The sequence below is a fragment of the Sporomusa sphaeroides DSM 2875 genome, from assembly GCF_001941975.2.
Taxonomy (GTDB): domain Bacteria; phylum Bacillota; class Negativicutes; order Sporomusales; family Sporomusaceae; genus Sporomusa; species Sporomusa sphaeroides.
In genome coordinates, this window is sequence record NZ_CP146991.1 from 541,029 (window position 1) to 565,963 (window position 24,935).

21 protein-coding genes are annotated in these 24,935 nt (G+C 48.4%); 20 read left to right on the forward strand and 1 reads right to left on the reverse strand.

The genetic code is table 11. The features are described 5' to 3' along the window. Positions 1–69: 69 nt before the first annotated feature. The 3 genes from SPSPH_RS02505 to SPSPH_RS02515 all read left to right on the forward strand — a co-directional run bounded on the left by SPSPH_RS02505 (position 70) and on the right by SPSPH_RS02515 (position 4,075). The gene (locus SPSPH_RS02505; protein WP_075752895.1) at positions 70–1,029 is read left to right on the forward strand and encodes an AAA family ATPase; all 960 of its coding nucleotides are present in this window, start codon (positions 70–72) and stop codon (positions 1,027–1,029) included. Between the two features lie 3 nt (positions 1,030–1,032). Continuing rightward, a complete protein-coding gene (locus SPSPH_RS02510; protein WP_075752897.1) occupies positions 1,033–3,510 on the forward strand; it encodes a S8 family peptidase in 2,478 nt (825 codons plus the stop codon). A 331-nt stretch (positions 3,511–3,841) separates the two neighbouring features. Further along, positions 3,842–4,075: a hypothetical protein gene (locus SPSPH_RS02515; RefSeq protein WP_075752899.1), complete on the forward strand. Its 234-nt coding sequence runs from the start codon at positions 3,842–3,844 to the stop codon at positions 4,073–4,075. 98 nt (positions 4,076–4,173) lie between these two features. On the opposite strand, the gene SPSPH_RS02520 is transcribed toward SPSPH_RS02515, so the two are convergent. Further along, positions 4,174–4,965, reverse strand: coding sequence for a transglycosylase domain-containing protein (locus tag SPSPH_RS02520; protein WP_075752901.1), 792 nt, complete (start codon positions 4,963–4,965; stop codon positions 4,174–4,176). Positions 4,966–5,072: 107 nt separating this feature from the next. Between SPSPH_RS02520 and SPSPH_RS02525 the strand changes: the two genes are divergently transcribed. The 17 genes from SPSPH_RS02525 to glmS all read left to right on the forward strand — a co-directional run bounded on the left by SPSPH_RS02525 (position 5,073) and on the right by glmS (position 24,911). Then, positions 5,073–5,789 (forward strand): N-acetylmuramoyl-L-alanine amidase family protein, encoded by a 717-nt coding sequence (locus SPSPH_RS02525; RefSeq protein WP_181382916.1) that lies wholly within the window; start codon positions 5,073–5,075, stop codon positions 5,787–5,789. 34 nt (positions 5,790–5,823) lie between these two features. Then, positions 5,824–6,657: an AmmeMemoRadiSam system protein B gene (gene amrB, locus SPSPH_RS02530; RefSeq protein WP_075752903.1), complete on the forward strand. Its 834-nt coding sequence runs from the start codon at positions 5,824–5,826 to the stop codon at positions 6,655–6,657. A gap of 12 nt (positions 6,658–6,669) precedes the next feature. Further along, positions 6,670–7,185, forward strand: coding sequence for an AmmeMemoRadiSam system protein A (amrA, locus tag SPSPH_RS02535; protein WP_075752905.1), 516 nt, complete (start codon positions 6,670–6,672; stop codon positions 7,183–7,185). Positions 7,186–7,195: 10 nt separating this feature from the next. Beyond that, the gene (gene amrS, locus SPSPH_RS02540; protein WP_331250317.1) at positions 7,196–8,212 is read left to right on the forward strand and encodes an AmmeMemoRadiSam system radical SAM enzyme; all 1,017 of its coding nucleotides are present in this window, start codon (positions 7,196–7,198) and stop codon (positions 8,210–8,212) included. Between the two features lie 136 nt (positions 8,213–8,348). After that, positions 8,349–9,389, forward strand: coding sequence for an N-acetyl-gamma-glutamyl-phosphate reductase (gene argC, locus SPSPH_RS02545; RefSeq protein WP_075752909.1), 1,041 nt, complete (start codon positions 8,349–8,351; stop codon positions 9,387–9,389). Positions 9,390–9,456: 67 nt separating this feature from the next. Beyond that, positions 9,457–10,668 carry a bifunctional glutamate N-acetyltransferase/amino-acid acetyltransferase ArgJ gene (gene argJ / locus SPSPH_RS02550; RefSeq protein WP_075752911.1) on the forward strand — a complete coding sequence of 404 codons (1,212 nt, stop codon included), beginning with the start codon at positions 9,457–9,459 and terminating at the stop codon, positions 10,666–10,668. A gap of 60 nt (positions 10,669–10,728) precedes the next feature. Continuing rightward, the gene (argB, locus tag SPSPH_RS02555) at positions 10,729–11,634 is read left to right on the forward strand and encodes an acetylglutamate kinase (RefSeq protein ID WP_075752913.1); all 906 of its coding nucleotides are present in this window, start codon (positions 10,729–10,731) and stop codon (positions 11,632–11,634) included. 16 nt (positions 11,635–11,650) lie between these two features. Then, entirely contained in the window at positions 11,651–12,817 is a 1,167-nt protein-coding gene (locus tag SPSPH_RS02560) for an acetylornithine transaminase (RefSeq protein WP_083945500.1), read from the forward strand. 26 nt (positions 12,818–12,843) lie between these two features. Continuing rightward, positions 12,844–13,779, forward strand: coding sequence for an ornithine carbamoyltransferase (gene argF / locus SPSPH_RS02565; protein WP_075752917.1), 936 nt, complete (start codon positions 12,844–12,846; stop codon positions 13,777–13,779). Positions 13,780–13,880: 101 nt separating this feature from the next. Beyond that, positions 13,881–15,104: an argininosuccinate synthase gene (locus tag SPSPH_RS02570; RefSeq protein WP_075752919.1), complete on the forward strand. Its 1,224-nt coding sequence runs from the start codon at positions 13,881–13,883 to the stop codon at positions 15,102–15,104. Continuing rightward, positions 15,097–16,512 (forward strand): argininosuccinate lyase, encoded by a 1,416-nt coding sequence (argH, locus tag SPSPH_RS02575; protein WP_075752921.1) that lies wholly within the window; start codon positions 15,097–15,099, stop codon positions 16,510–16,512. Before SPSPH_RS02570 ends, argH begins: the two co-directional genes overlap by 8 nt. A gap of 36 nt (positions 16,513–16,548) precedes the next feature. Then, on the forward strand, positions 16,549–17,622 hold the full coding sequence (locus tag SPSPH_RS02580) for a branched-chain amino acid aminotransferase (RefSeq protein WP_075752923.1): 1,074 nt from the start codon (positions 16,549–16,551) through the stop codon (positions 17,620–17,622). A 158-nt stretch (positions 17,623–17,780) separates the two neighbouring features. Then, positions 17,781–18,596 carry a diadenylate cyclase CdaA gene (gene cdaA, locus SPSPH_RS02585; protein ID WP_075752925.1) on the forward strand — a complete coding sequence of 272 codons (816 nt, stop codon included), beginning with the start codon at positions 17,781–17,783 and terminating at the stop codon, positions 18,594–18,596. Beyond that, positions 18,596–19,537, forward strand: a complete 942-nt coding sequence (locus SPSPH_RS02590; RefSeq protein ID WP_075752927.1) for a CdaR family protein — start codon at positions 18,596–18,598, stop codon at positions 19,535–19,537. The genes cdaA and SPSPH_RS02590 overlap by 1 nt, the downstream gene beginning before the upstream one ends. Before the next feature lie 144 nt (positions 19,538–19,681). After that, entirely contained in the window at positions 19,682–21,277 is a 1,596-nt protein-coding gene (locus SPSPH_RS02595) for an NAD(P)/FAD-dependent oxidoreductase (protein ID WP_075752929.1), read from the forward strand. 47 nt (positions 21,278–21,324) lie between these two features. Next, the gene (gene glmM, locus SPSPH_RS02600) at positions 21,325–22,665 is read left to right on the forward strand and encodes a phosphoglucosamine mutase (protein WP_075752931.1); all 1,341 of its coding nucleotides are present in this window, start codon (positions 21,325–21,327) and stop codon (positions 22,663–22,665) included. A 416-nt stretch (positions 22,666–23,081) separates the two neighbouring features. After that, complete coding sequence (gene glmS, locus SPSPH_RS02605; RefSeq protein ID WP_075752933.1) at positions 23,082–24,911, forward strand: glutamine--fructose-6-phosphate transaminase (isomerizing); 1,830 nt, start codon at positions 23,082–23,084, stop codon at positions 24,909–24,911. The last annotated feature ends 24 nt before the right edge of the window (positions 24,912–24,935 follow it).

Consider the following 24,935-nt stretch of genomic DNA (forward strand, 5'->3'; position numbering starts at 1 on the left):
TGTTGCCGTTTTTTTATTAAAAGAGTATCATATATTATGTATAAGTATGATTATGGGAGGTGATTTCCTATGGCAACGGCGGAACAAATAAAAAGTTTAGTGAAAGCATATGTTGACCATAATGATGAAAAGTTCAAAACCGTTGTGTTGCAAATTGCTGCCCATGAAGCAAAATTAGGACATGACAAAATGGCTCGTGACCTAAAAACACTTATTGACAAGGTTGGAACAAAACGTGGAAGTATCGTGCAGTTAAATTCTCAAAATCCTATGTTAGAACTAAGCATTCCTTCGCATAGTCTGTCAGAGCTAATCGTTAGCGATGGCATTTCTGATAGGATTAAAAGGATTTTAAACGAGTATAAAAATAGGAATAAGTTATATTCTTATGGGTTGACAAATAGGCGAAAAATTTTAATAGAGGGCAGCCCCGGAACTGGAAAGACATTGACTGCTTCGGTAATTGCATCTGAATTAACACTTCCCCTTTATACTGTACAGATGGATAAACTTGTCACCAAATTCATGGGTGAAACAAGTGTCAAGCTACGTCAAGTATTTAATAATATAGAAGCTATGATCGGAGTTTATTTATTTGATGAATTTGATGCTATCGGTGCAGACAGAAATTTAGATAATGAAGTTGGTGAAATGCGTAGAATATTAAACTCTTTTCTCCAATTTATTGAACAAGATTCATCTGATAGTATAATAATTGCCGCAACAAACAATTCCAAAATGCTGGACCAGGCATTATTCAGACGTTTTGATGATGTTCTCCATTATTCATTGCCTACAGATAAGGAAATTGAACGATTATTTGCTTATAGGTTAAAATCATACGATAAAAAATTCAGAATTACAAATCAACTTATTAAAGTTGCTGATGGTCTTAGTCAGGCAGAAATATCTCGTGTATGCGAAGATGCTATAAAGGATTCTATACTAAGTGGAACTCCTATTTCTCAGCATCAGGTGATAGATTTAGTCAAGCAACGCCATACTATATATGGAAAAAAGGAGGCATAGTGGATGGCTGTAGATAAAAAGAACATTTTCCTTACTAATACGGCAGAAGCTATGCCCTATGTGTCAAAACCTCAAATGGGAGGGGCTTCTTACCCAAAAAGAGATGTCAAATCTCATGCAGCGTTCATTCAAGCAAAATTGCAAAATTCTTATAAAGCCGCAATTACGCAAAAGCAGGCTGCTGCAATTCGCTATAAAGAAGGCGTATACCTTGAATTTTCAAGTGCCTCACAACATGATTTGGCAATTCAGCGCTTAGAAAATCGACAGCAAGGCATACGTCTTTTAAATGTTCAAGAGGATAGCGAATCTGACACAATTAAAGCAACGGTATATATCCCCGCCGGAAAAGAATCTTATTTTATTAACAAAGTAGAAGCTTATGCTACTGAACAAACGCATACCGGTAACCCCAAAAATAATGATTTGATTGGAAGTATTGAAGATGTCAAGTTAGCTATGCTAGATTCCTTTGGGATTGGTGATAAAAAGACCATGCCAACTTCCACCCCTGTTTGGTGTGAGGTATGGTTACGTTATGATTATAGCGATAAAGAACTTAAAGTTTGGGAAAAAGCAGAAATAAGCTTTTTGGAGATTTGCAAACAAAATCAAGTTAGAGTAGATGATAACCGAATTATTTTTCCAGAGCGTATTGTTAAGCTTGTGTTAGCCAATGAAGAACAACTAAAAATATTTATAAGTACATGTCCATATATTGCGGAAATAAGACGGGCACAGGAGGCTACAACTTTCTTTGCAGAATTATCTAATACTGAACAACAAGAATGGATTGATGAGCTTTTAAGAAGAACTCATTTTCAGAATGATAATGTAGCAATTTGTTTATTGGACACAGGGCTCACCTCTTCCCATCCTCTGCTGAATAAGGCCATTCAAGATGATGGTGTACAAGCGGTAAAATCGGTATGGGGAACTGGAGATCACCAAGGTCATGGAACAGAAATGGCTGGTATTGCACTATATAGAGATTTAAGACAAGCTTTAGAAGATACCGGAAATATTTTTATTCCGCAAAAGTTAGAGTCCGTGAAGATTTTGCCTCCTAAAGGTGCAAACCCCTATGAGTTATATGGAGCAATAACAGAACAAGCTGTTTCTTTGGCGGAAATATCCAATCCTAACACTAAACGAATCCTTTGTATGGCAGTGACCTCTCCAGAATATAATACACGAGATGGTAGCCCGACTTCTTGGTCTGCATCCATTGACAGCATAACTTCTGCTGCAGATGAGGAAAGTGAAAAAAGGTTATTCTTTATTAGTTCAGGTAATGTTTATCCTGATGAACTTACAAAAGTTGGTTATCCCGATTCAAGTACATTACATAGCATCGAAAGCCCAGGACAAGCATGGAATGCCATAACTGTTGGTGCGTATTCTCAAAGCATTGTTATCTCTGATTCAAGCTATAAAGACTATTCTGCTGTGGCTGATGCTGGTGAACTTTCTCCATATAGCTCAACCTCTGAAACTTGGAGTAGTAAATGGCCAATAAAACCAGAAATACTCCTTGATGGTGGCAATATGGCCACTAATGGATTTGATTTTACAGAATGTACAGATTTGTCATTGTTAACCACAAACTATCGTCCTTTATTGAAACAGTTTTCTACTATATGGGGAACCAGCTCAGCTACTGCCCAGGCAGCATGGATGGGAGCACAACTTTTAGCAGAATACCCTAATGCTTGGCCCGAAACAATACGTGCACTTATTATCCATTCGGCCAGTTGGACAGATAAAATGAAAAAACAATTTTGTATTGAAGATACAAAAACAAAAGGTCGTAGGCGCCTACTAAAAGCATGTGGATATGGCGTTCCAGATTTACAAAAAGCTATTCAGTGCATGAATAATAGCGTAAATCTTATAGTTCAAGGCGAATTGCAACCATTCGAAAAAAATAGCATGAATGAAATGCACTTTCATAAATTACCTTGGCCTAAAGAACAACTTCGATCTCTCGGTGAGGTGCCGGTTACGCTAAAAGTCACTTTATCATATTTTATCGAGCCTGGGCCTGGAGAAGTTGGTTGGAAAGATAAATATAGGTATCCATCCTGTGGACTTAGATTTGATGTTATTAACGCTAACGAAACTCCTGAGGATTTTAAAAAGCGTGTTAATGTTAAAATGCGAGGTGAAGACAAGAAAGATAAAGGCGAAGGTAGTAGTGGTAGTGAAAGATGGTACTTAGGTTCAGATAATAGGGATGTGGGTTCGATTCATTCCGACTTTTGTGAACTAAGTGCGGTTGATTTATGTGATTGTAATTTTATTGCTGTTTACCCTGTTATTGGTTGGTGGCGTGAACGTGCTTATTTAGGTAAATATGATAGTAAAGTTAGATATTCTATGATAGTTTCACTTTCTACCCCTAAAATAGATGTAGATTTGTACACACCAATAGTAACTGAAATAAAAAATGCTGTTGAGATAGATATTGAAGCTATCTAAAGAATTATATCTATAAATTCAATTTATATTACGCTGTAGGAAATACCTACGGCGTTTTTTATGTCCATTTTCAAGGAGGAAAAATAAATGGCAGTATCCCACATATTTTGCATAAAGGCGGCCCGTAATGCTGACGGTTGAGGGGACCGCACCGCTGGTTTTTTCTGCTATATTAATATTTTCTTGTGCATATGGGTAAAAAATGTTTATAAAGTTGTACTAATGATGTAATATGTTAGATAAGAAATAGGACCATAGACGCAACCGGTGAAAGCATGCACTTCATGTGGACGAAAAAAGCCCGGCAATAGCCGGGGAAAGGGGGGCAAATATGGAACGCAAACTTAAAAAGGCCCTATTGTCTACCATTGGTAGTTATAACACTTTGCTTAAACAGTTGGATGATCCCGCGATAACACCGGCGAGGACGGCAGAATTAATGGCGGCGAGAGCTGCATTGCTTCAAGTATTGCAGCATTTTGCCAACGCCGAATACCTTGAATGCATTGATGGACAGTGGCGGATTAAGGTTATTGTTGTAATGGACCGCAGTGTAGACAGCTGACCGTATCCTTTGGGGTGCGGTTTTTTCAGTTAACGCGCCTCAGTAGCAGTACGGTTGTAACGAAATAGTAAAGGTCCGGCGTTTTTTGCCGGACCTCTTTACTTAGCCAATAGAATTGGCGTTAACTTGGCTTCCTGGGCTTGTGACGGGCCAATATAGCTGTTGCGGGCCATAGCTGCCAGCACAACGGCCTGCCGCTGCTTAGCGGCGGTAAAATTGACATACGGTGATGTCAGTGACGGGGCGTTAGGCAGTCCGGCCAACAGGGCACATTCGGCTAAATTCAGGTGGAAGGGCGGTTTGCCGAAATAAATGGCAGCAGCCTCACCAATGCCATAAGCACCGGAACCGAAGTAGATGGTGTTGAGATACATTTCCAGAATTTCTTCTTTGGAATAGCGCATTTCCAGCGCAATGGCGAGGACAAATTCCTCGGCTTTGCGGACCAGTGTCCGTTCATGGGTTAAAAATAAATTTTTAATTAGCTGCTGCGTAATGGTACTGCCGCCTTCTGTAAATGCCCCGGTTTGTACATTAACCAGTGTGGCCCGGAAAATTCCTTCAATATCGAAGCCCATATGATGATAAAACCGGCTGTCTTCAACGGCAATGATGGCCTGCTGCATGGGCAACGGTATATCGGACAGGCGGACATAGGTACTTTTATCCAGTTTGGCATCAACGGCGCTCTTCAGAAAGATTACCCGATGCACCCGTTCCCAGGCGCTGCCAACCTCTGCTGCTGTTTCAGCCGCTCCTGCCGGGAGAATATTGATTTTCGGCATAGACGAACGCAGCAAAAGCTCACCGCCGGCCCAGAAAAAGGTTACGGCAAATACTATGGCTAACAAGGCTGCAATCCGTCCTACCCGTAAACGCGTAGTTTTCAAACGTATCACCCCTAAAGGTTAAAGCTATTCTTACTCTTTATTTTAGCATGTAATTGCCTGGTAGAGAATACAGTGTAAGTAGAGTGGCAGAGAAGGTGGCGATAAAAATGCGGCTATGGGCAGTGAGACGCCAGCGATTATTGCATGCGGTGGTATTTAGTATCGCCGTAGTGGTATTAAACCTCCTGACATTACGATACCTTGTGGTGGATGACATTGAGAATGCCAATTTAGCGGTACTGGCAGGCAAGACGATTGCTATTGATGCCGGCCATGGGGGCATTGATGACGGAGCTAAATGGAATGGCATTGAAGAAAAGAATATAAATTTGGCCATTGCCCTTAAAGTGGCACAAGTCGTAGCCGCCAACGGCGCAACCCCCGTGTTTACCCGCGAGGGAGATATTGACTTTTATACCCGGGGTAAAGGCGGCAAACGCAATGATATCTTAAAACGGGTTGAAATTATCGATAGTTCCGGTGCCAATGTTTTTGTCAGCCTGCATTGCAATGCCATTAAAGGCACGAATTGGTCGGGTGCCCAGGTATTTTACAATCCTAAGCTTGCCGGCAACAAACAATTAGCTGAAACCATGCAGCAGGCATTAAAGAATTTTCCCCCTGGCAATAAACGTCAAGTTAAGCAGGATTCTGACATTCTTATATTGAAATCTGTTAATACACCCGGAGTGCTTATTGAAGCGGGTTTTATCAGCAATCCGGCAGAAGCGGCGCAGTTAAACAGCGAAACGTACCAGCAAAAACTGGCTGAGTATATTGCCAAAGGACTTGCGTATCATTTCAGCCAGAATGTGGGAAGATAAGAAGCATGCGTAATACCGAAAAGGGAGAGATTCTATGGATAATTTGGTTGGCTGTGCGTTCATGCCGCACCCGCCACTGATGATCCCGGAAGTGGGAAAAGAGGAATTGGCGCGGATTAAGGAAACCGTGGAAGCGGCTGTCCGGGTATCTGAAATGCTAAAAGAGGCCAATCCGCAAACGGTTGTTATCATTACGCCGCATGGGCCGGTATTTGAAGATGCCGTCACCGTCAGTATTCATCCCCGACTCAGGGGCAGTATGGCACAATTTGATGCACCTGATGTGACACTTGGCTTTGAGACAGATAATCTGCTAATTAAACATATAATCCGCAACTCGCAGCGGCTGGGCATTAATTTGAATGAGCTGACCGATGCGGTGGCAAAAAACTATCGTATTTCACTGCAGCTTGATCATGGCGCTTTTGTCCCGCTTTACTATTTGGCCAAAGCCGGGTTTAAAGGCCAGATTGTGCATTTATCCATAGGTATGCTGGCCTATGAGGAAATGTATACCTTTGGCAAAGCGGTTCAGGCGGCTATCAGCCATATGGACAAACGGGTAGTCGTCATTGCGTCAGGTGACTTATCGCACCGGCTTACACCCGATGCTCCGGCCGGCTATAGTCCTAAAGGCGCTGAGTTTGACCGCCAGCTGGTAGCGGCTTTGGAAAATGCCGACGTTAAAGCGTTGCTCAATCTGGATGAAAACCTGATTGAAGAAGCCGGACAATGCGGGCTCAGACCGGCTTTTTTCCTGATGGGGGTTATGGGCGGGCTGGACGCCGAAAAGGTCGTATCTTCTTATGAAGGCCCGTTTGGTGTGGGGTATGCTGTCGTGGCTTATAAAATCAAAGGGAAAAAATAGGAGGTTGTTGCCATGCGTTCACCAAGCGTGCCGGTGCGATTGGCCCGGGAAAGCCTTGCCTATTATCTGGAACATGGCCGCCTGATGGACAAGCCGGCAGAGCTTGCCGCGGAATTGTGCAGGCGGGCGGGAGTGTTTGTTTCCTTCAAAAAAGCCGGCCAACTGCGCGGCTGTATTGGCACTTTTGCTCCTACCCAGCCGACTGTTGCCGAGGAAATTATTCAGAATGCTGTTAGTGCCGGAACAGAGGACCCCCGGTTTAACCCCATCTCGCCGGGTGAATTGGCTGACCTTGAAATTTCGGTAGATGTATTGGAGGCACCGGAGCCTATTGAGAGCATGGACATGCTTGACCCCAAAACCTATGGGGTTATTGTGCGCAAGGGACGGCGCTCCGGCTTGCTGCTGCCTGACCTTGAAGGTGTGGATACAGTTGCCGGGCAGGTAAGCATTGCGATGCAGAAGGCCGGGATCAGGCCGGAAGAAGAAATTGAGTTATACCGTTTTACCGTAACCCGGTATATATAGCTGGCGGCAGGTGAAAACAGTGTATGAGGCGCTTCATTACCAGCAGCAGGGACAAGCGGTGCTCTGCCGTTTATGTCCGAAAAGCTGCACCATTACAGAGGGGCGGACAGGGTTTTGCCGGGTTCGCCAAAATACCGGCGGTAAACTCTATAGTCTAAATTATGCGCAGGTTACAGCCCAGGCGCTTGACCCTATCGAAAAGAAACCCCTATACCATTTCTACCCTGGCAGCAGGATATTGTCACTTGGCACCTGGGGCTGCAACCTTGCCTGCCAATTCTGCCAAAACTGGCATATTGCCCAGGCGCAGCCGCCGGTGACAATGCTTGAGCCGCAGGCAGCGCTCGACTTAGCCCTCCGGCTTGCTAACCAGGGAAATATCGGGATTGCTTACACCTATTCTGAACCTGGCGTGTGGTATGAATACATTATGGATACTGCCCGGCTGGTACAGGCGGCAGGACTACGTAATGTGCTGGTCACCAACGGCTTTATCCAGGAGCAGCCGTTAACCGAGCTGCTGCCGTTTATTGCTGCTATGAATATTGATGTTAAAGCGTTTACCGATGATTTTTATCAACAACTGTGTGCCGGACAGTTAGCGCAGGTTAAACGTACGGTGGAGCAGGCAGCCGGACAATGTCATATTGAAATTACCACCCTACTGGTGCCAGGACTTAATGACACGGCAGCCGAGATAGCGGCTCTGGCCGAGTGGCTGTCAGGCATAAGCGCCGATATACCACTGCATCTTTCCCGGTACTTTCCCAGCTACCGGCTGGAGGCGCCGCCAACGCCGCTGAGCACACTGCAGCTAGCCTATAAAACAGCCCGTAAATACCTGAACTATGTATATATAGGCAATGTTGGCGGTGACGGTACGAATACCTTCTGCCCTGAATGCGGCTATAAAGTAATTGATCGCGCCGGTGGCTGCAGTTGTTTGACAGGCCGGGACAACGGCACCGAAAAAGTATGCCCCCGTTGCGGGCGCAGTATATGTATTACCGGAGATATTCGATTTTAGGAGGCTGGTGTTACTTATCTGTAGCCTCTTTTTTCTTATGGATTTTTTTATTCTAACAAAGTGTATACATGAATACGAAAATACTTGCATTATTATTCAAGAGTGATGTATAATTATTTACAAAGGAGCGAGGTTCATGAAAATAAGTATTGTGGGAGCTACCGGCTATACAGGCGCGGAACTGCTCCGTCTGCTGGCAGCCCATCCGGTTGCCGAAATTTTATATATTACCTCAGAAAGCCAGCCAGATACACCTATTCATGAGATATATCCCCACCTTACCCGTTTTTGTGAAAAAAGGCTGGCAAGCTTGGCTGATTTAGATGCCATTGCGACCGAGAGTCAAGCGATTTTTATCGGTTTGCCGCATGGGCATGCCATGGAGGTAGGCCGCAAAGCCACCGCGATAAATCCCAATGTAAAAATTATTGACCTTGGCGCCGATTATCGCTTTAAAAATTTTGATATATATGAACAATGGTACAAAGTACCCCATACCCACAGGCAAGCGCAGGCCGTATATGGCCTGACAGAATTAAACCGCAGCCAGGTTAAGCAGGCTGGTATTGTCGGCAACCCGGGCTGCTATACAACGGCCAGCATCCTGGCCTTGGCACCGCTGGTAAAAGCCGGTCTTATCGATTTGCGATCCATTATCATTGACGCCAAATCAGGTGTATCCGGTGCCGGGCGGGGCCTGAGCCTGGGTTCGCACTTTACCGAGCTGTTCGAAAGTGTCAAAGCCTATAATGTTGCCGGTCATCGCCATACGCCGGAGATTGAGGCCGTACTGGGAGAACTGGCAGGACAGGAACTGGTGATAAACTTTACCCCCCATCTTATTCCGGTGGCCAGAGGCATACTGAGCACCTGCTATGCCCAACTGCAAGAGGGGGTAAGTCCTGAAGCCGTTGATGCAGCCTACAGCAGCCTGTACGGCGATGAATATTTTGTGCGTCTACTGGGACGGGGCGGCTATCCGGTTACCAAGAATACCCGCGGCACTAATTTCTGCGACCTGGGCTGGCATGTTGACAAACGGACCGGCAGGGTCATTGCTATTGCCGCCATTGACAACCTGGTAAAAGGTGCAGCCGGCCAGGCAATACAGAATATGAACGTTATGTTTGCGATAGAAGAACGGACCGGCTTGGACAACGCTCCGCTCTACCCGTGATAACGCAGTAGGATAACAAAAGGGTTTACCACCGAGGGGATACGAGTAGTAACAGGAGGAAGATACCATGCTAACCAAAATTACTGGCGGCATTACCGCGCCACAAGGGTTTACCGCAGCCGGTGTTCACGCCGGTATCAAGAAAAACGGCAAAACCGATATCGGGATGATTTATAGCAAGGTGCCGGCAGCCGGGGCAGCCATGTATACTACCAACAAAATGGCGGCCGCGCCGGTAATTGTTTCGCGTCAAGCCAGCGACCGCGGTAAAATCCGGGCTATTGTCGTCAACTCCGGCTGCGCCAATGCCTGCACCGGCGACCAGGGCCTTAAAGATGCTAAGACAATGGCCCACGAAGCAGCCAAAGCGCTGAACCTGGATGATTGTGAAGTTCTGGTGGCTTCCACCGGTGTAATCGGTGTCAGTCTGCCAATGGATAAAATTAAGTCAGGCATTGCCCAGGCGGCTGCCGCCTTATCGGAAACCGGGCATGAGCAGGCCTTGGCCGCGATCATGACCACCGATACGTTTCCCAAGGCTTGTGCCTATGAATTCAACCTTGGCGGCAAGATTTGCAAAATTGCCGGGATTGCCAAAGGGGCCGGCATGATTCACCCCAATATGGCGACAATGTTATGTTTTATTACTACCGATGCCGCCATTGCGCCAGAAGTACTGAAGCAGGCACTTAACCAGGCGGCGGAATTATCCTTTAACATGATTTCCGTAGATGGCGACACCAGTACCAACGATATGGTGGCCGTACTGGCCAACGGTCAGGCCGGCAATGCGCTTATTGACTCAGCCGGCAGTCAAACCTATCAGGAATTTTACACCGCGCTCCGGGCGGTATGCACCGAACTGGCCCAGCTCATTGTCCGTGACGGCGAAGGAGCCACTAAATTCCTGGAAATCAACGTTACCGGCGCGGTATCGTTCGCCGATGCCAAGCTGGCGGCTATGGCTATCGCCAAATCGCCGCTGGTTAAGACGGCCTTCTTCGGCCAGGACCCCAATTGGGGCCGGATACTTTGTGCTGTCGGTTACTCCGGTGCAGCAACCCAGCCTGATAAAACCTCATTGACCATTGGCGATTTGACGATTGTGGTCAACGGTCAGGGAGCGGTTGGTTTTGATACGGCTAAGCTCAAAGAAGTCATGGCGGCTAAGGATATTGCTATAACCGTTGACTTAGGGCTTGGCGAAACCTCGGCCACTGTGTGGACTTGTGATTTTTCCTATGAATATGTCAAGATTAACGGTGAATATACTACATGAGCCGGTGCGCTGGCTTGCTTAGGCCCAGACAGTATTTCAAAATGGGAAAGGGATGATTATATGATTAATTCAGTAGAAAAAGCGGCTGTACTTATTGAAGCCTTACCATATCTGCAACGGTTTTCCGGCAACACGGTTGTCATCAAATACGGCGGCAACGCCATGATTAATGAAGAACTGAAAAAGAGCGTCATGCAGGATATCATTTTCCTTAAATATGCCGGTATCCGCCCTGTCGTCGTCCATGGAGGCGGCCCGGAAATCACCTCGATGCTGAAAGCATTGGGCAAAGAATCTAATTTTGTCAGCGGTCTCAGAGTAACCGATGCCGAAACGGTAGACATCGCCGAGATGGTGCTTGTCGGCAAAATCAACAGCGAAATCGTTAAATATTTAAATTTCCTTGGCGCTAAAGCCATTGGCCTGAGCGGCAAAGATGCCGATCTCATTATTGCGTCTAAGCATTTGGCCAAAGTAAGGGAGAACGGTCAGGTCAAAGAAGTGGATATCGGTTTTGTCGGCGATGTCCTCAAACTCAATACCGGTATTCTCGAAACCCTGTTAGACCAGGGATACATCCCGGTTATTTCCCCGATTGGCGTGGGCAAAGACGGTGCTACCTACAACATTAACGCCGACTATGTGGCCGGTGAACTGGCCGCCGCATTAGGTGCGGAGAAACTGGCCCTGATTACCGACGTGGAAGGCATCTACCGTGACTATAATGACAAGAGTTCCTTCGTTTCCACCCTGTCGCTGGCCGAAGCCCAGGAAATGATTAAGTCAGGCAGCATTGACGGCGGCATGATACCCAAAGTGGAAGCCTGCGTAAAAGCCCTGGCAGCCGGTGTAGCCAAGACCCATATTATTGACGGGCGTAAACCCCATTCCCTGCTCTTAGAAATATTCACCACCGAAGGCATTGGTACTGAAGTGGTTAAATATAGGAGGTATATTGGTGGATAAACAAACAGTATTTCATATGGACCAGGAAAATTACCTGCCGGTGTTTGCCCGGTATCAGGTTGTGCTTGAGACTGGTGAAGGGCCTTATGTTTATGATAATGAAGGTAAAAAATATATAGATTTTCTTGGCGGCATTGCCGTTAATGTCTTAGGTCATGCCCATCCTAAGCTGGTGAAGGCCGTGGCCGACCAGGCCGGTAAAATCATTCACTGCTCCAACCTTTACTACACCGAGGAGCAGGCGAGGCTTGCCAAGACTTTGGCTGCGCTAAGCGGCCTTGACAAAGTATTTGTCGGCAATAGCGGGGCGGAAGCCAACGAAGGCGCGATAAAATTAGCCCGGAAATACGGCAAGACCATTGCCGCCGACAAGGTGGAAATTATTACTGCCGAACATTCCTTCCATGGACGGACCTTAGCCACTTTGACGGCTACCGGCCAGCCTAAATATCAAAAAGGCTATGAGCCGCTGCCTGGCGGGTTTAAACATGTTCCGTTCAATGATATCGCAGCTCTTAAGCAGTCTATGTCTGATAAAACCTGTGCCGTAATGCTTGAGCCCATACAAGGGGAAGGCGGCGTAAATATTCCTGATCCGGATTACTTTACCGAGGTAAGAGCCCTGTGCGATACCTATGGCGCCCTGTTAATCCTGGACGAAATTCAGACAGGTATGGGGCGGACCGGCAAAATGTTTGCCTATGAGCATCTTGGCATTAAGCCTGATATTGTTACTTTGGCCAAAGGGTTGGCCGGCGGTGTGCCGATTGGTGCCTTTATTGCCACAGATAAAGCCGCCGCTGCCTTTGGCCCCGGCGACCATGGTTCCACCTTTGGCGGCAATCCGCTGGCCTGTGCGGCAGCCAATGCTGTGCTGAAGGTTATTGAGGATGAAAAACTGCTGAACAATGCACAGGCAATGGGTGAATATCTTGTCACTAAACTTAATGCACTTAAAGGCAAATATCCGGCCCTCATCACGGCAGTGCGCGGCAAGGGCCTGATCGTCGGCGCAAAACTTACCCGCCCGGGTCGTGACATCGTAAATGAATGCATGAAAGAGGGCGCTATTATCAACTGCACCGCCGGCGATGTGCTCCGGTTTGTGCCGCCGCTCAATATAACCAAAGCGCATGTGGACGAAGTGATAGAGATATTGGATGCAGCACTGGCAGCTGTTTAACTTTACTATGGGGGAGTGTTTAGCGAATGGGTCTTAAAGGAAAAGACTTTCTATCAATACATGATTTGACGGTTGATGAAATTTATCAGATTCTGGACTTTACCAAAGTCCTAAAAGCCAAACAAAAGGCGGGAGAACCGCATCAGCTCTTAAAGGGCAAGACTCTGGGCATGATCTTTCAAAAGGCGTCCACCCGCACCCGGGTATCATTTGAAGTCGGCATGTGGCAGCTTGGCGGGATGGCTTTGTTCTTATCTTCCAATGATCTGCAAATTGGCCGGGGCGAGCCGGTCAAAGATACCGCCCGCGTCTTATCCCGTTATCTTGACGGCATTATGATCCGCACATTTTCTCACCTGGAAGTTGAGGAACTGGCTGAATATGCCAATATCCCGGTTATCAATGCGCTGACAGACCTCCTGCATCCCTGTCAGGCCATGGCCGATATCTTTACTGCCATTGAACATAAAGGCGAAGACTTGAAGGGACGCAAGCTGTGTTATATCGGTGACGGCAACAATATGGTCAACTCACTGCTCCATATTTGCGCTAAAGTCGGTATGGATATCAGTGTTGCCACACCACAGAACTATGCGCCTGATGCTGTCATTGTCGAGCAGGCTGCCGCCATTGCCAAAACGTCAGGCAGCAAGATTACCATTCTGGATGATCCCTATGCCGCCGCCAAGGACGCCGATGTGCTTTACACCGACGTGTGGGCCAGCATGGGCCGGGAAGGCGAACAGGCCATCCGCAAGCAAGCCTTTGCCGGTTTCCAAATCAACAGCTCCATCATGCAAGTGGCCAGAAAGGATGCCCTTGTTATGCATTGCCTGCCGGCGCACCGTGGCGAGGAAATTACCGACGATGTGATTGAAGGCCCTAATTCGGTGGTGTTTGATGAAGCCGAAAATCGCTTGCATGTGCAAAAAGCCATAATGGCATTGTTGATGGCTGATTAGGTGGCAATTCACCGCAGGATATAGACATTCATACCTGATTCGGTGTAAACTTTATCATAGGGAATTCAAGAAACCATATAGACAGTAGGAGGCAATACATAATGAGTGATATTAAAAAAGTAGTACTGGCCTACTCCGGTGGCCTGGACACCTCGGTTATCATCCCCTGGCTGAAAGAAAACTATGGCTGCGAAGTCATTGCGATGTGCGCTGATGTTGGTCAGGGCGACGAACTGGCTCCTGTCCGGGAAAAAGCCATTAAGTCCGGTGCTAGCAAAGTATATATTGAAGATTTAACGGCAGAATTTGTCGAGAGCTATGTTTGGCCGACACTGAAGGCAGGAGCCGTGTATGAAGGCAAATACCTGCTGGGTACTTCCTTTGCCCGCCCGATTATTGCCAAGGCGATGGTTGACGTGGCCCTGAAGGAAGGCGCAGACGCCATCTGTCACGGTGCTACCGGTAAAGGCAACGATCAGGTGCGGTTTGAGCTGACCGTAAAGGCACTGGCTCCGCATCTCAAGATTATTGCTCCCTGGCGGGTATGGAACATCCGCTCCCGCGAAGACGCCATCGACTACGCGGAAAAGCACGGTATTCCGGTGCCTGTTACCAAGGCGCGTCCTTACAGCATGGATCGCAACATCTGGCACTTGAGCCATGAGGGCGCTGACCTGGAGAACCCGGCGAATGAACCAAAAGACGATGTATATATGATCACTACTCCGCCGGAAAAAGCGCCAGATACCCCGCTTTATATCGAAGTTGGCTTTGAAAAGGGGATTCCTGTAGCGGTTGACGGCGTAAAAATGGATGCCGTAAGCTTATTGACCAAACTTAACGACATCGGTGCCGCCCATGGTATTGGCATTGCCGATATCGTAGAAAACCGCCTTGTCGGGATGAAGTCCCGCGGCGTGTATGAAAATCCCGGCGGATCGATACTCTACTATGCTCATCGCGAACTGGAATATCTGACCCTTGACCGTGCTACCCTGCACTACAAAGAACAGGTAGCCATCAAGTACGCCGAACTGGTGTATGACGGCATGTGGTTTGCCCCGCTCAGAGAGGCGCTGGACGCTTTTGTGGATTCCACCCAGGAAAATGTTACCGGGACTGTCCGTCTGAAACTGTACAAAGGCAATATCATGAGTGCCGGTTCGCAATCACCGTTTTCGCTGTATAACGAAAAAATCGTAACCTTTGGCGACAGCAAAGAATTATATAACCATGGCGATGCTGAGGGCTTTATCAATCTGTTCGGCTTGCCGCTCAAAGTAAGAGCCATGATGAAAGCAGAGGCCAAGAAAAACAATGAGTAAATTGTGGGGCGGACGTTTCGCCAAAAGTACGGATGTAATGGTGGAGGAGTTTACCTCCTCCATTTCTTTTGATAACCGCATGTACCGCCAGGACATTGCCGGCAGCATTGCCCATGCCCGCATGCTGGCCAAGTGCGGTATAATCAGCCAGGAAGATGCAAAACTTATTATTGACGGCCTGCAAGGTATTCTGGCCGACATTGAGGCCGGCAACTTCAGCTTCGAGGTTTCCCTCGAAGATATCCACATGAATATCGAGAAACGCCTGACCGAACGCATCGGCCCGGCTGGCGGACGGCTCCATACCGCCCGCAGCCGCAATGATCAGGTGGCGCTTGACACCCACATGTATGTGCGTGAGCAAGTGGCTGAGATTGCCGGACTGTTATTTGAGCTTGAGCAAGCTGTGCTGGATACCGCCGAGAAATATCCGGACGTAATCATGCCCGGTTACACTCACCTGCAGCGGGCGCAGCCGATTTTGTTCTCCCATCATATGATGGCTTACTTCTTCATGTTTGAACGTGACTTCCGGCGTCTCAAGGGTGTGTGGGAATCTGCCGATATTATGCCGCTGGGAGCCGGTGCGCTGGCCGGTACTACTTTTCCCATTGACCGGGAAGCCGTTGCCCGTGAACTGAAGTTTGGCCGCATCTATGAAAATAGTCTGGATGCTGTCAGCGACCGCGATTATATTCTGGAGTTTCTTTCCTTTGCCTCCATTTTGATGATGCACTTAAGCCGCATCAGTGAAGAAATCATCCTCTGGTCGTCCACCGAGTTTTCTTTTATTGAGCTGGATGACGCCCACTGCACCGGTTCCAGCATTATGCCGCAGAAAAAAAATCCGGATGTTGCCGAACTGGTACGGGGCAAAACCGGACGCGTGTTTGGCCATCTGATGGCTATGCTGACAGTGGCAAAAGGTTTGCCGCTGGCGTACAACAAGGATTTGCAGGAAGACAAGGAAGGCCTGTTTGACACTATCGATACCGTGAAATTCAGCCTGACAGTATATGCCGCCATGCTGCGCGGTATGAAGGTCAATGTGAGTGCCATGCGGCAGGCGCTCAGGACCGACTTTTCCAATGCTACCGATATGGCGGATTATCTGGTTAAGAAAGGCTTGCCCTTCAGGCAGGCTCATGAGGTTGTCGGCAAATGCGTGGCCTATTGTTTAAGTGAGCAAAAAACGCTCACCGACTTAACTCTGAAGGAGTTCGAGCAATTTTCCCCGTTATTTGCCGCCGACATTATCGATGCGATCTCGGTGGAAACCTGTGTGGCCGCCCGTAATTCCATGGGTGGTACATCGCCCACTCAGGTAGGACACGCAGTAACTATTGCTAAGTCTATCCTGGAAAAACAACAAAAACACCTTGACATGTATACAAAAATCACTCTATAATAACCATAAATATACAACCCAAGGAGGCCTGTTAACATGACAGATATTGCTGTTACACTGGCTGATAAACGCGGTACGCTTCCACCGGAAGACAAACTCGGTTTTGGCAAAATTTTTACCGACCATATGTTTGTGATGGATTATGCTACCGGTAAAGGCTGGCACAATGCCCGTATTGTTCCATACGGACAAATTGAAATCTCCCCGGCAGCTATGGTGCTGCATTATGGTCAGGCTATTTTTGAAGGGATGAAGGCCTTCCGGACTGCGGACAATCGTATTGTTGTGTATCGTCCGCTTGACCACCTGAACCGGTTTAACCATTCGGCAGATATCCTGAGCATTCCGCAGATGGATGTTAATGTGCTGCATGACGGTCTGAAGAAGCTTATCGAAATTGATAAAGAGTGGGTGCCCAAATCGCTGGGGACTTCCTTGTATATCCGGCCATTTGTCATTTCCACCGATCCTTTTGTCGGTGTAAAAGTGGCTGATCAGTACACTGTATTTATTATTCTGTCACCTGTTGGGGCGTACTACGCTTCCGGCTTCAAGCCTGTCGCCATTAAGGTTGAGGAGCATTTTGTCCGTGCCGTCAAAGGCGGCCTGGGTGAAGCCAAGACGCCGGCGAACTATGCAGCCAGCCTGAAAGCGGCGGAAGTCGCCAAAAAGGAAGGGTATACCCAGGTATTGTGGCTTGACGCGCTTGAACAAAAATATATTGAAGAAGTAGGTACCATGAACATCTTCTTCAAAATTGATAATGAAATTATTACTCCGGCATTGAATGGCAGTATCCTCAACGGCATTACCCGCCGTTCGGTGCTTGCCGTTGCGAAAGACTGGGGTATGAAAGTATCGGAACGCCGTATTTCCATTGAGGAAGTATACGAAGCGCATGAGCAGGGGCGTCTCCAGGAAGTTTTCGGCTCCGGCACGGCTGCCGTTATTTCTCCGGTTGGCGAGCTTTCCTGGAAGGGCAGGAAAATCACTATCAACAATAATGAGATTGGTGAAACCTCGCAAAAACTGTTTGATTATATTACCGACATTCAGCAGGGACGTGTTGCTGACAAATTTGGCTGGACCGGTGAAATGGCAAAACTGTAATCTATCAATTGAAACAATTAGGCTTGTGCTAAAGGCACAAGCCTAATTTTGATATTATTTATATTAATATTTTTTAATTACCTAAAAGGTTTTCCTATTTTTGGGGAGAATAAAGTTATAGTCGTACTGCAATTTATTGTGTGTTTGAGGTGTACAGCATGTTATTACAAATACGGGGCATAATTTCTACAATCAGCTTTCTTGATATCATCGATATGGCGATTGTTGCCTATGTATTATACAAATTATATATTATGATCCGGGATACCCGGGCGGTCGCGCTGTTAAAGGGCCTGGCCGTGCTATTACTGGCTACCCTTGTCAGTAAATGGCTGGAGCTTAATGTTATCAACTGGCTGCTGCAAAAAACCATGACCGTGGTGCTGGTGGCCTTGCCTGTTGTTTTTCAGCCTGAGCTTAGACGGGCGCTGGAACAATTAGGGCGGGGACGCTTTTTCAAAAACAGCTCCCAGCTCAACGCGGAAGAAAAAGAAACCCTGTTTACCGAATTGACGCGAACCGTCACGGCTCTGTCCAAAAATAAAATTGGGGCCTTGATGGTGCTGGAGCGCGATACCGGCTTAAATGACTATATTGAAACAGGCATTAAAGTCGACGGTTTGGTGACCAGTGAATTCCTGATTAATATTTTTATTCCCAATACGCCGCTGCATGATGGTGCCGTTATTATCCGCGGCAACAGAATACAGGCGGCAGGCTGCCTGCTGCCGTTATCTGACGACAGGACGCTGACCAAAGAACTTGGCACCAGACACAGGGCCGCCATTGGTATCAGCGAGCAGGCGGATGCGGTTGTCATTGTTGTCAGCGAAGAGACCGGGATTATTTCCCTGGCCAGAGGCGGCAGACTGCACCGGTATCTGGATGCCGACAAACTAAAAGAGCACCTTGCCCCATTATTTGTGGCCAAAACCTCTTCGCTTAGCGATCTCTTTAGCTGGAGGCCTTCGTAATGTTTGAAAAATACTTAAAAAAACCCGGCGAAGATAAAAATCAGGCACCTAAAATTTTTGCCGTTATCTTAGCCGTGATACTCTGGTTGTATGTTATGAATGAACAAAATCCACCCATAGAATCCTGGGTCACCATGCCGTTGGAAGCGCGCAATGCAGCTACCAGTTATGTCATTACTGAGGTGCCGGACTCTGTCCGGGTGAAGGTCCGCGGTCCGCGGAGCATTGTGGCCGGGCTGATTAACCGGGAGCTTACGGCCTATGTTGATGTAAAGGGCCTGGGAGAAGGCCGTCATAACCTTAAGGTCACGCCTGCCTTGCCTTCCAATTTGGAAGCTGTTGAAGTCAGCCCGGAGCGGGTGCAGATACAGATTGAAACTGTTGTCAGCCGTGAGGTGCCGGTGGAGGCGCGCCTGACCGGCGCACCGGCTAAGGGGACGCTGACAGGCAAAGTTACTATTGCGAATGAAAAGGTTACCATTGAAGGGCCGAAGCATCTTATTGAAACCGTGGAAAAGGTAATGGCGCCTGTGGATCTGGCAGGCAAAAACGCCGATATTGCCATCGATGCGCAGCTAATTCCGGTCAATACCAAAGGCAGAGAAGTACAAGGCCTGACTATTTATCCGGAAAAAACGCGGGTAACCGTAGTGTTAATGGCGGCGGTAGTCAAAAAAACAGTGGATGTGAAGCCGGTGACCCAGGGGGAACTGCCAGCAGGTTTTGTCATTCAGAGTATTATTACCCAGCCTGAGAAAGTGGAGGTAAGCGAGAACACGCCAGGCAAAACGATTGAGAAGCTTGATGCCGTTTATACCGAGCCGGTCATGTTAGCCGGCATTAATAAAGACACGAACAAAGAGGTCAGACTCCAACTGCCCGAAGGTGTGTCAGGCACACCGCCGACGGTTACTGTCACTATAAAAATCGGACCCCGGTAGTTTGTGTTAAAGAATCTGACAGGAACAGGCGGGTGGTGCATCGACAATGTTCCACCACTGGCATTTGATTTTCGCTGTTGTCAACACACCACCTGCCGGCAACAGTAGTTAGCATGTTATATATAGTTAAAGGAGATAAGGTTATTGCTCAAAATCAGCAATTTTCGCGTGCCGTTAACCGAAGATGCGCCATTGGAACAATTGTTGGCCAAGCGTCTTAAACTGCCGGCCGCGGCAATCCGTCAAGTGGTGATTAGCCGCCGGGCAGTCGATGCCCGGCGGAAGCATACTATTAATTTTGTCTATACGTTAGAAGTTGGGACCGCCGTTTCGTCTGCGCAGGTGTTGTCCCGGCTGCCAGGGGATAAAGATATTGCGATGGTAACTCCGGCCGTGCCGGAGGAAATCATTCCGGGCAGCAAGCCGTTAGATAACCGGCCGGTAGTGGTTGGCGCAGGACCGGCCGGCTTATTTGCTGCTTATATGCTGGCCAAGCATGGCTATAAACCGCTCCTGATTGAACGGGGGCGGAATGTGGAACAGCGTGCCGGGGATGTTGCCGGCTTTTGGCGCACCGGCAAATTCGATCCCATCAGCAATGTACAGTTTGGCGAAGGCGGCGCAGGTACTTTTTCCGATGGCAAGCTGACCACACGGGTTAATGACCCGCGAATGGCCGAGATCCTTGCTCTGATGGTGGAGGCCGGCGCACCGCCGGAAATAAAATATCTGCATAAACCCCATATTGGCACAGATAAGCTGAGGCAGGTTGTCAAAACCATCCGTAACCGCATTATTGAACTGGGGGGGCAGGTGGAATTTGAGGCCAGGCTGACAGCTGTTGCTATTGAGAATGGCCAACTGCGCGGTCTGACAATTAATGATAACCGCTATCTGCCGTGTGAAGCCCTGTTTTTGGCTATTGGTCATAGCGCCCGTGATACTTATGAGTTTTTATACCAGGCCGGTATTGCCATGGAAGCCAAGCCCTTTGCTATCGGTGTCCGCATCGAGCATCCGCAGGAACTTATTGATCAGGCTCAATACGGCGTAAGCGCCGGTCATCCCAAGCTGGGGGCTGCCGATTATGCGCTGGTATATCAGGATCGGGCGGCAGGCCGGACGGCCTACTCCTTTTGCATGTGCCCCGGCGGCCTGGTGGTCGCGGCGGCGTCGGAAGACGGCGGGGTGGTGACAAATGGGATGAGTCTGTTTAGCCGGGATTCCGGTATCGCTAACAGCGCCCTGGCGGTTACCGTCAATCCGGCCGATTATGGTCCTCATGTGCTTGACGGTATCGCCTTTCAGCGCCGCTATGAACAACTGGCATTTGCCTTAGGCGGTAAGAACTATACCGCTCCGGCCCAGACTGTCGGTGATTTTCTGGCAGGCCGGAGCGGCGGCAAGAACTATCTGGTTACCCCGAGCTATCGTCCGGGGGCAGCCCCGGCTGATCTCAGACAATGCCTGCCTGAGTTTGTCACAGCCACGCTGGCTAAAGCCTTGCCTGATTTTGGCCGGAAAATTCGCGGCTTTGATCATCCGGGCGCAGTGCTTACCGGCGTTGAGACCAGAACCTCGGCACCTGTAAGAATCGTTCGCGGGCCGGATTTTGCCTCAGTAAATACCGCCGGACTCTATCCGGTTGGCGAAGGTGCCGGGTATGCGGGAGGCATTATGAGCGCCGCTCTTGACGGCATGAACGCGGCCATTAGTTTCATAAAAGAATATAAGGCATAGCCTTAACCCCTTAATTGCGCAGGAATTGAAAGGAGCAAGCAACCTCTATGGCAAGACTGTTTGGAACCGATGGCGTACGCGGCTTAGCTAACGCTGAACTTACACCCGAGCTGGCCTTTAAAATGGGCCGGGCGGCTACCTATTATTTCGGCAAAGAGCATCAACGGCCGGTGTTTTATATTGGCCGCGATACCCGTATCTCAGGCCACATGCTGGAAGCAGCCCTGGCGGCGGGGATTTGTTCGGCAGGCGGCGAAGCCGTGCTGCTGGGTGTTGTCCCTACCCCGGCAGTAGCTTATCTGACCCGAAAATATCGAGCACAGGCCGGAGTTGTTATTTCGGCATCACATAATCCCTATCCGGATAATGGCATCAAATTTTTCGCCGGAACAGGCTATAAACTGCCGGATGCTGTTGAAAATGAACTGGAAAGCCTGATTGAAGCCGGAGTCGATGCCATGCCCCGGCCTACGGCTGACGGAGTGGGTTTTATTACCCGGAACCATGACCTGCTGGCCGAATACATCGACTATGCTGCCGGTACGGTGGAAACCACGCTAAGCGGCCTTAAAATTGTCGTTGACTGCGCCAATGGTGCTGCCAGCGAGGCTGCGCCCGCTGCCTTTAAAAAGCTGGGGGCAGAGGTCGTTATCCTTAATGACAGCCCGGACGGCATTAATATCAACGCCGGCTGCGGTTCAACCCATCTGGAACAGCTGCAGGCAGCCGTAGCACAGCATCAGGCCCACTTAGGTCTGGCCCATGACGGGGATGCCGACCGTTGTCTGGCTGTTGATGAAACAGGTCTGGCTGTTGATGGTGATCAGATCATGCTGATTTGTGCATTGGAAATGCTCAGGCAGGATACGCTGCCGGAAAAAACCCTGGTAGCTACTGTCATGAGCAATCTGGGTTTGCACCAGGCCATAAAAAATGCCGGTGGCAAAGTGCTTGTCACACCGGTGGGTGACCGCTATGTACTGGAAGCCATGCTGAAACATAACCTGGTACTTGGTGGTGAGCAGTCAGGTCATATTATTTTCAGTCAATACAGTACAACCGGTGACGGCCTGATTACTGCCCTGAAACTGGCTGCCGCCTTAAAACAAAGCGGCAAAAAGATGTCAGAGCTGGCTCAGGTTATGACCAGATTCCCGCAACTCTTAGTTAATATCAGGGTTAAGAGCAAAGAAGGCTGGGAAACCAACACCAATATTGCTGCCGCCATTAAAGCCGGGGAAACAGAACTGGGGGATAATGGCCGGATACTGGTACGTCCTTCCGGCACCGAACCGCTGATCCGCGTAATGGCTGAAGGCCCCTCGCTGCCTGACCTGGAGCGCATTGTCGCTGCCATTGCCGGGGTAATTAAACAAGAACAGGAATAAACGTTATTGACCAATATGGTAAACTATATTACAATGAGATAGAATACAGCAAGGGAGCACTAAATAGTGCTCCCTTGCATATGTATGGGATAATAACAGGGGGGTGAGAATGAACAGCATAAGCCGGATAATAACAATCATTATGGCAGAAACTAAATTAAAAAAGCGCTGGTGCTTGGAGGTTTTCCAAGCAGACGAGGAAGAGGTTTATCGAGCAGTCAGCGGATGCCTCTCGGCCCCTGTCAGTCGTTAGCCGGCCGACAAACCCGCAGGGTGATCTGCGGAACAAAACGGCGGCATGCAGGACAATTATCGGATTACAAGCAAAAAGGAAAGCAGGATTGCCTGGCAGTAGTATTGCTGTGCGGGGCACTCCTAGTTTTCTGCAGCATTTAACATTTAGGAGGTTTATATATATGTGTGGTATCGTAGGCTATATCGGACCCGATCAGGCCGCACCGTTTCTCTTGGAAGGCATGAGCAAACTGGAATACCGCGGTTATGATTCAGCGGGAATTGCCGTGTTTGACGGCACTGAAATACACGTGGATAAAAGCGTAGGTCGCTTGAATGTACTGGCGAAAAAGGTAGATAGCCATCCGCTCAAAGGCCAGCTTGGCATTGGCCATACCCGGTGGGCTACCCATGGCCGTCCGTCTGACGCCAATTCTCATCCCCATACCGATTGTACCGGCAAATTTGTTGTCGTGCATAACGGTATTATCGAAAATTACCTGCACCTGAAAGAAAAGCTTATTGCCAAAGGCCATAAATTTACCTCCGAAACCGACACCGAGGTTGTGGCCCATCTCATCGAAGAATGCTATCAGGGCGATTTTGAAGCTGCTGTAAAAAAGGTGCTCGAACAAATCGAGGGCTCCTACGCGCTGGTATTTATGTGCCAGGATGAACCAGACAAGCTCATCTGCACCAAACAGGATAACCCGTTGGTTATCGGTTTGGGAGAAGGTGAAAACTTTATTGCCTCCGATATTCCCGCCATCATCAGCCGCACCCGTAAAACCTATATTCTCAATGACGGTGAAATGGCCATTGTAACCAAAGATTCTGTTTGGGTTATGAACCGCCAGGGTGTGCCTGTAACCAAAAAAGTGTTTGAAGTTAACTGGGATGCCGAAGCCGCTGAAAGAGGCGGTTATGAGCATTTCATGATTAAAGAAATTTACGAACAGCCCAAGGCTGTCCGGGAAACCATGACCGGCCGTCTGGCCAAAGATGACAGCGGCGTAACCTTTGACGAACTCAAATGGACCAAAGAGGATATTGCCGGCATCAAAAAAATTGCTGTTGTCGCCTGCGGCACAGCCTATCATGCCGGTATTGTCGGTAAATATCTGATGGAAAATCTGGCCCGCATCCCGGTAGAAGTCGATGTCGCCTCAGAATTCCGCTACCGTTCCCCCATCATTGATGATCAAACCCTAACCATTATTATCAGCCAGTCCGGTGAAACGCTGGATACCCTGGCGGCGCTCAAAGAAGCCAAAAAACTGGGTTCCCGTACACTGGCCATAACCAATGTTGTCGGCTCTTCCATTGCCCGTGAATCCGACCAGGTCATTTATACCTGGGCCGGCCCGGAAATCGCCGTGGCCTCCACCAAAGCCTATACCACCCAGCTTATTGTTATGGCGCTCTTAGCCATTCATATGGGTTCGCTCAAAGGCACGCTGGCGCAGGAAAAGGCCCGGGAACTCTGCCGGGAGCTGCGGAATCTGCCTAACCAGATTCATGAATTGCTGGAAGACGTGGAACCGATAAAAACCTTTGCCCAACAGTATGGCTTTAAAGAAGACGTATTCTTTATCGGCCGTTCTTTAGACTATGCAGTAGCCCTGGAGGGCTCGCTAAAACTTAAGGAAATATCCTATATCCATGCTGAGGCTTATGCTGCCGGTGAACTCAAGCACGGCACCCTGGCCCTTATCATTGAGGGAGTACCAGTTATCGCTTTAGCTACCCAAAAAGATGTCTATGAAAAAATGCTCAGTAACATCAAAGAAGTAAAAGCCCGCGATGCCGTCGTTATCGGCATCGGTCTTAAAGGTGACGAGCAAATTGAAAAATATGTTGACCATACCATCTATATTCCTGCCACTGATAAATTCCTGACGCCGATTCTGTCAGTCATTCCGCTGCAGCTCTTAGCGTACTATGCGGCTGTGACCCGTGGTTGTGATGTTGATAAGCCGAGGAATCTGGCGAAGAGCGTTACGGTGGAGTAGGACGAATTTGGTAGCGTTTGATTG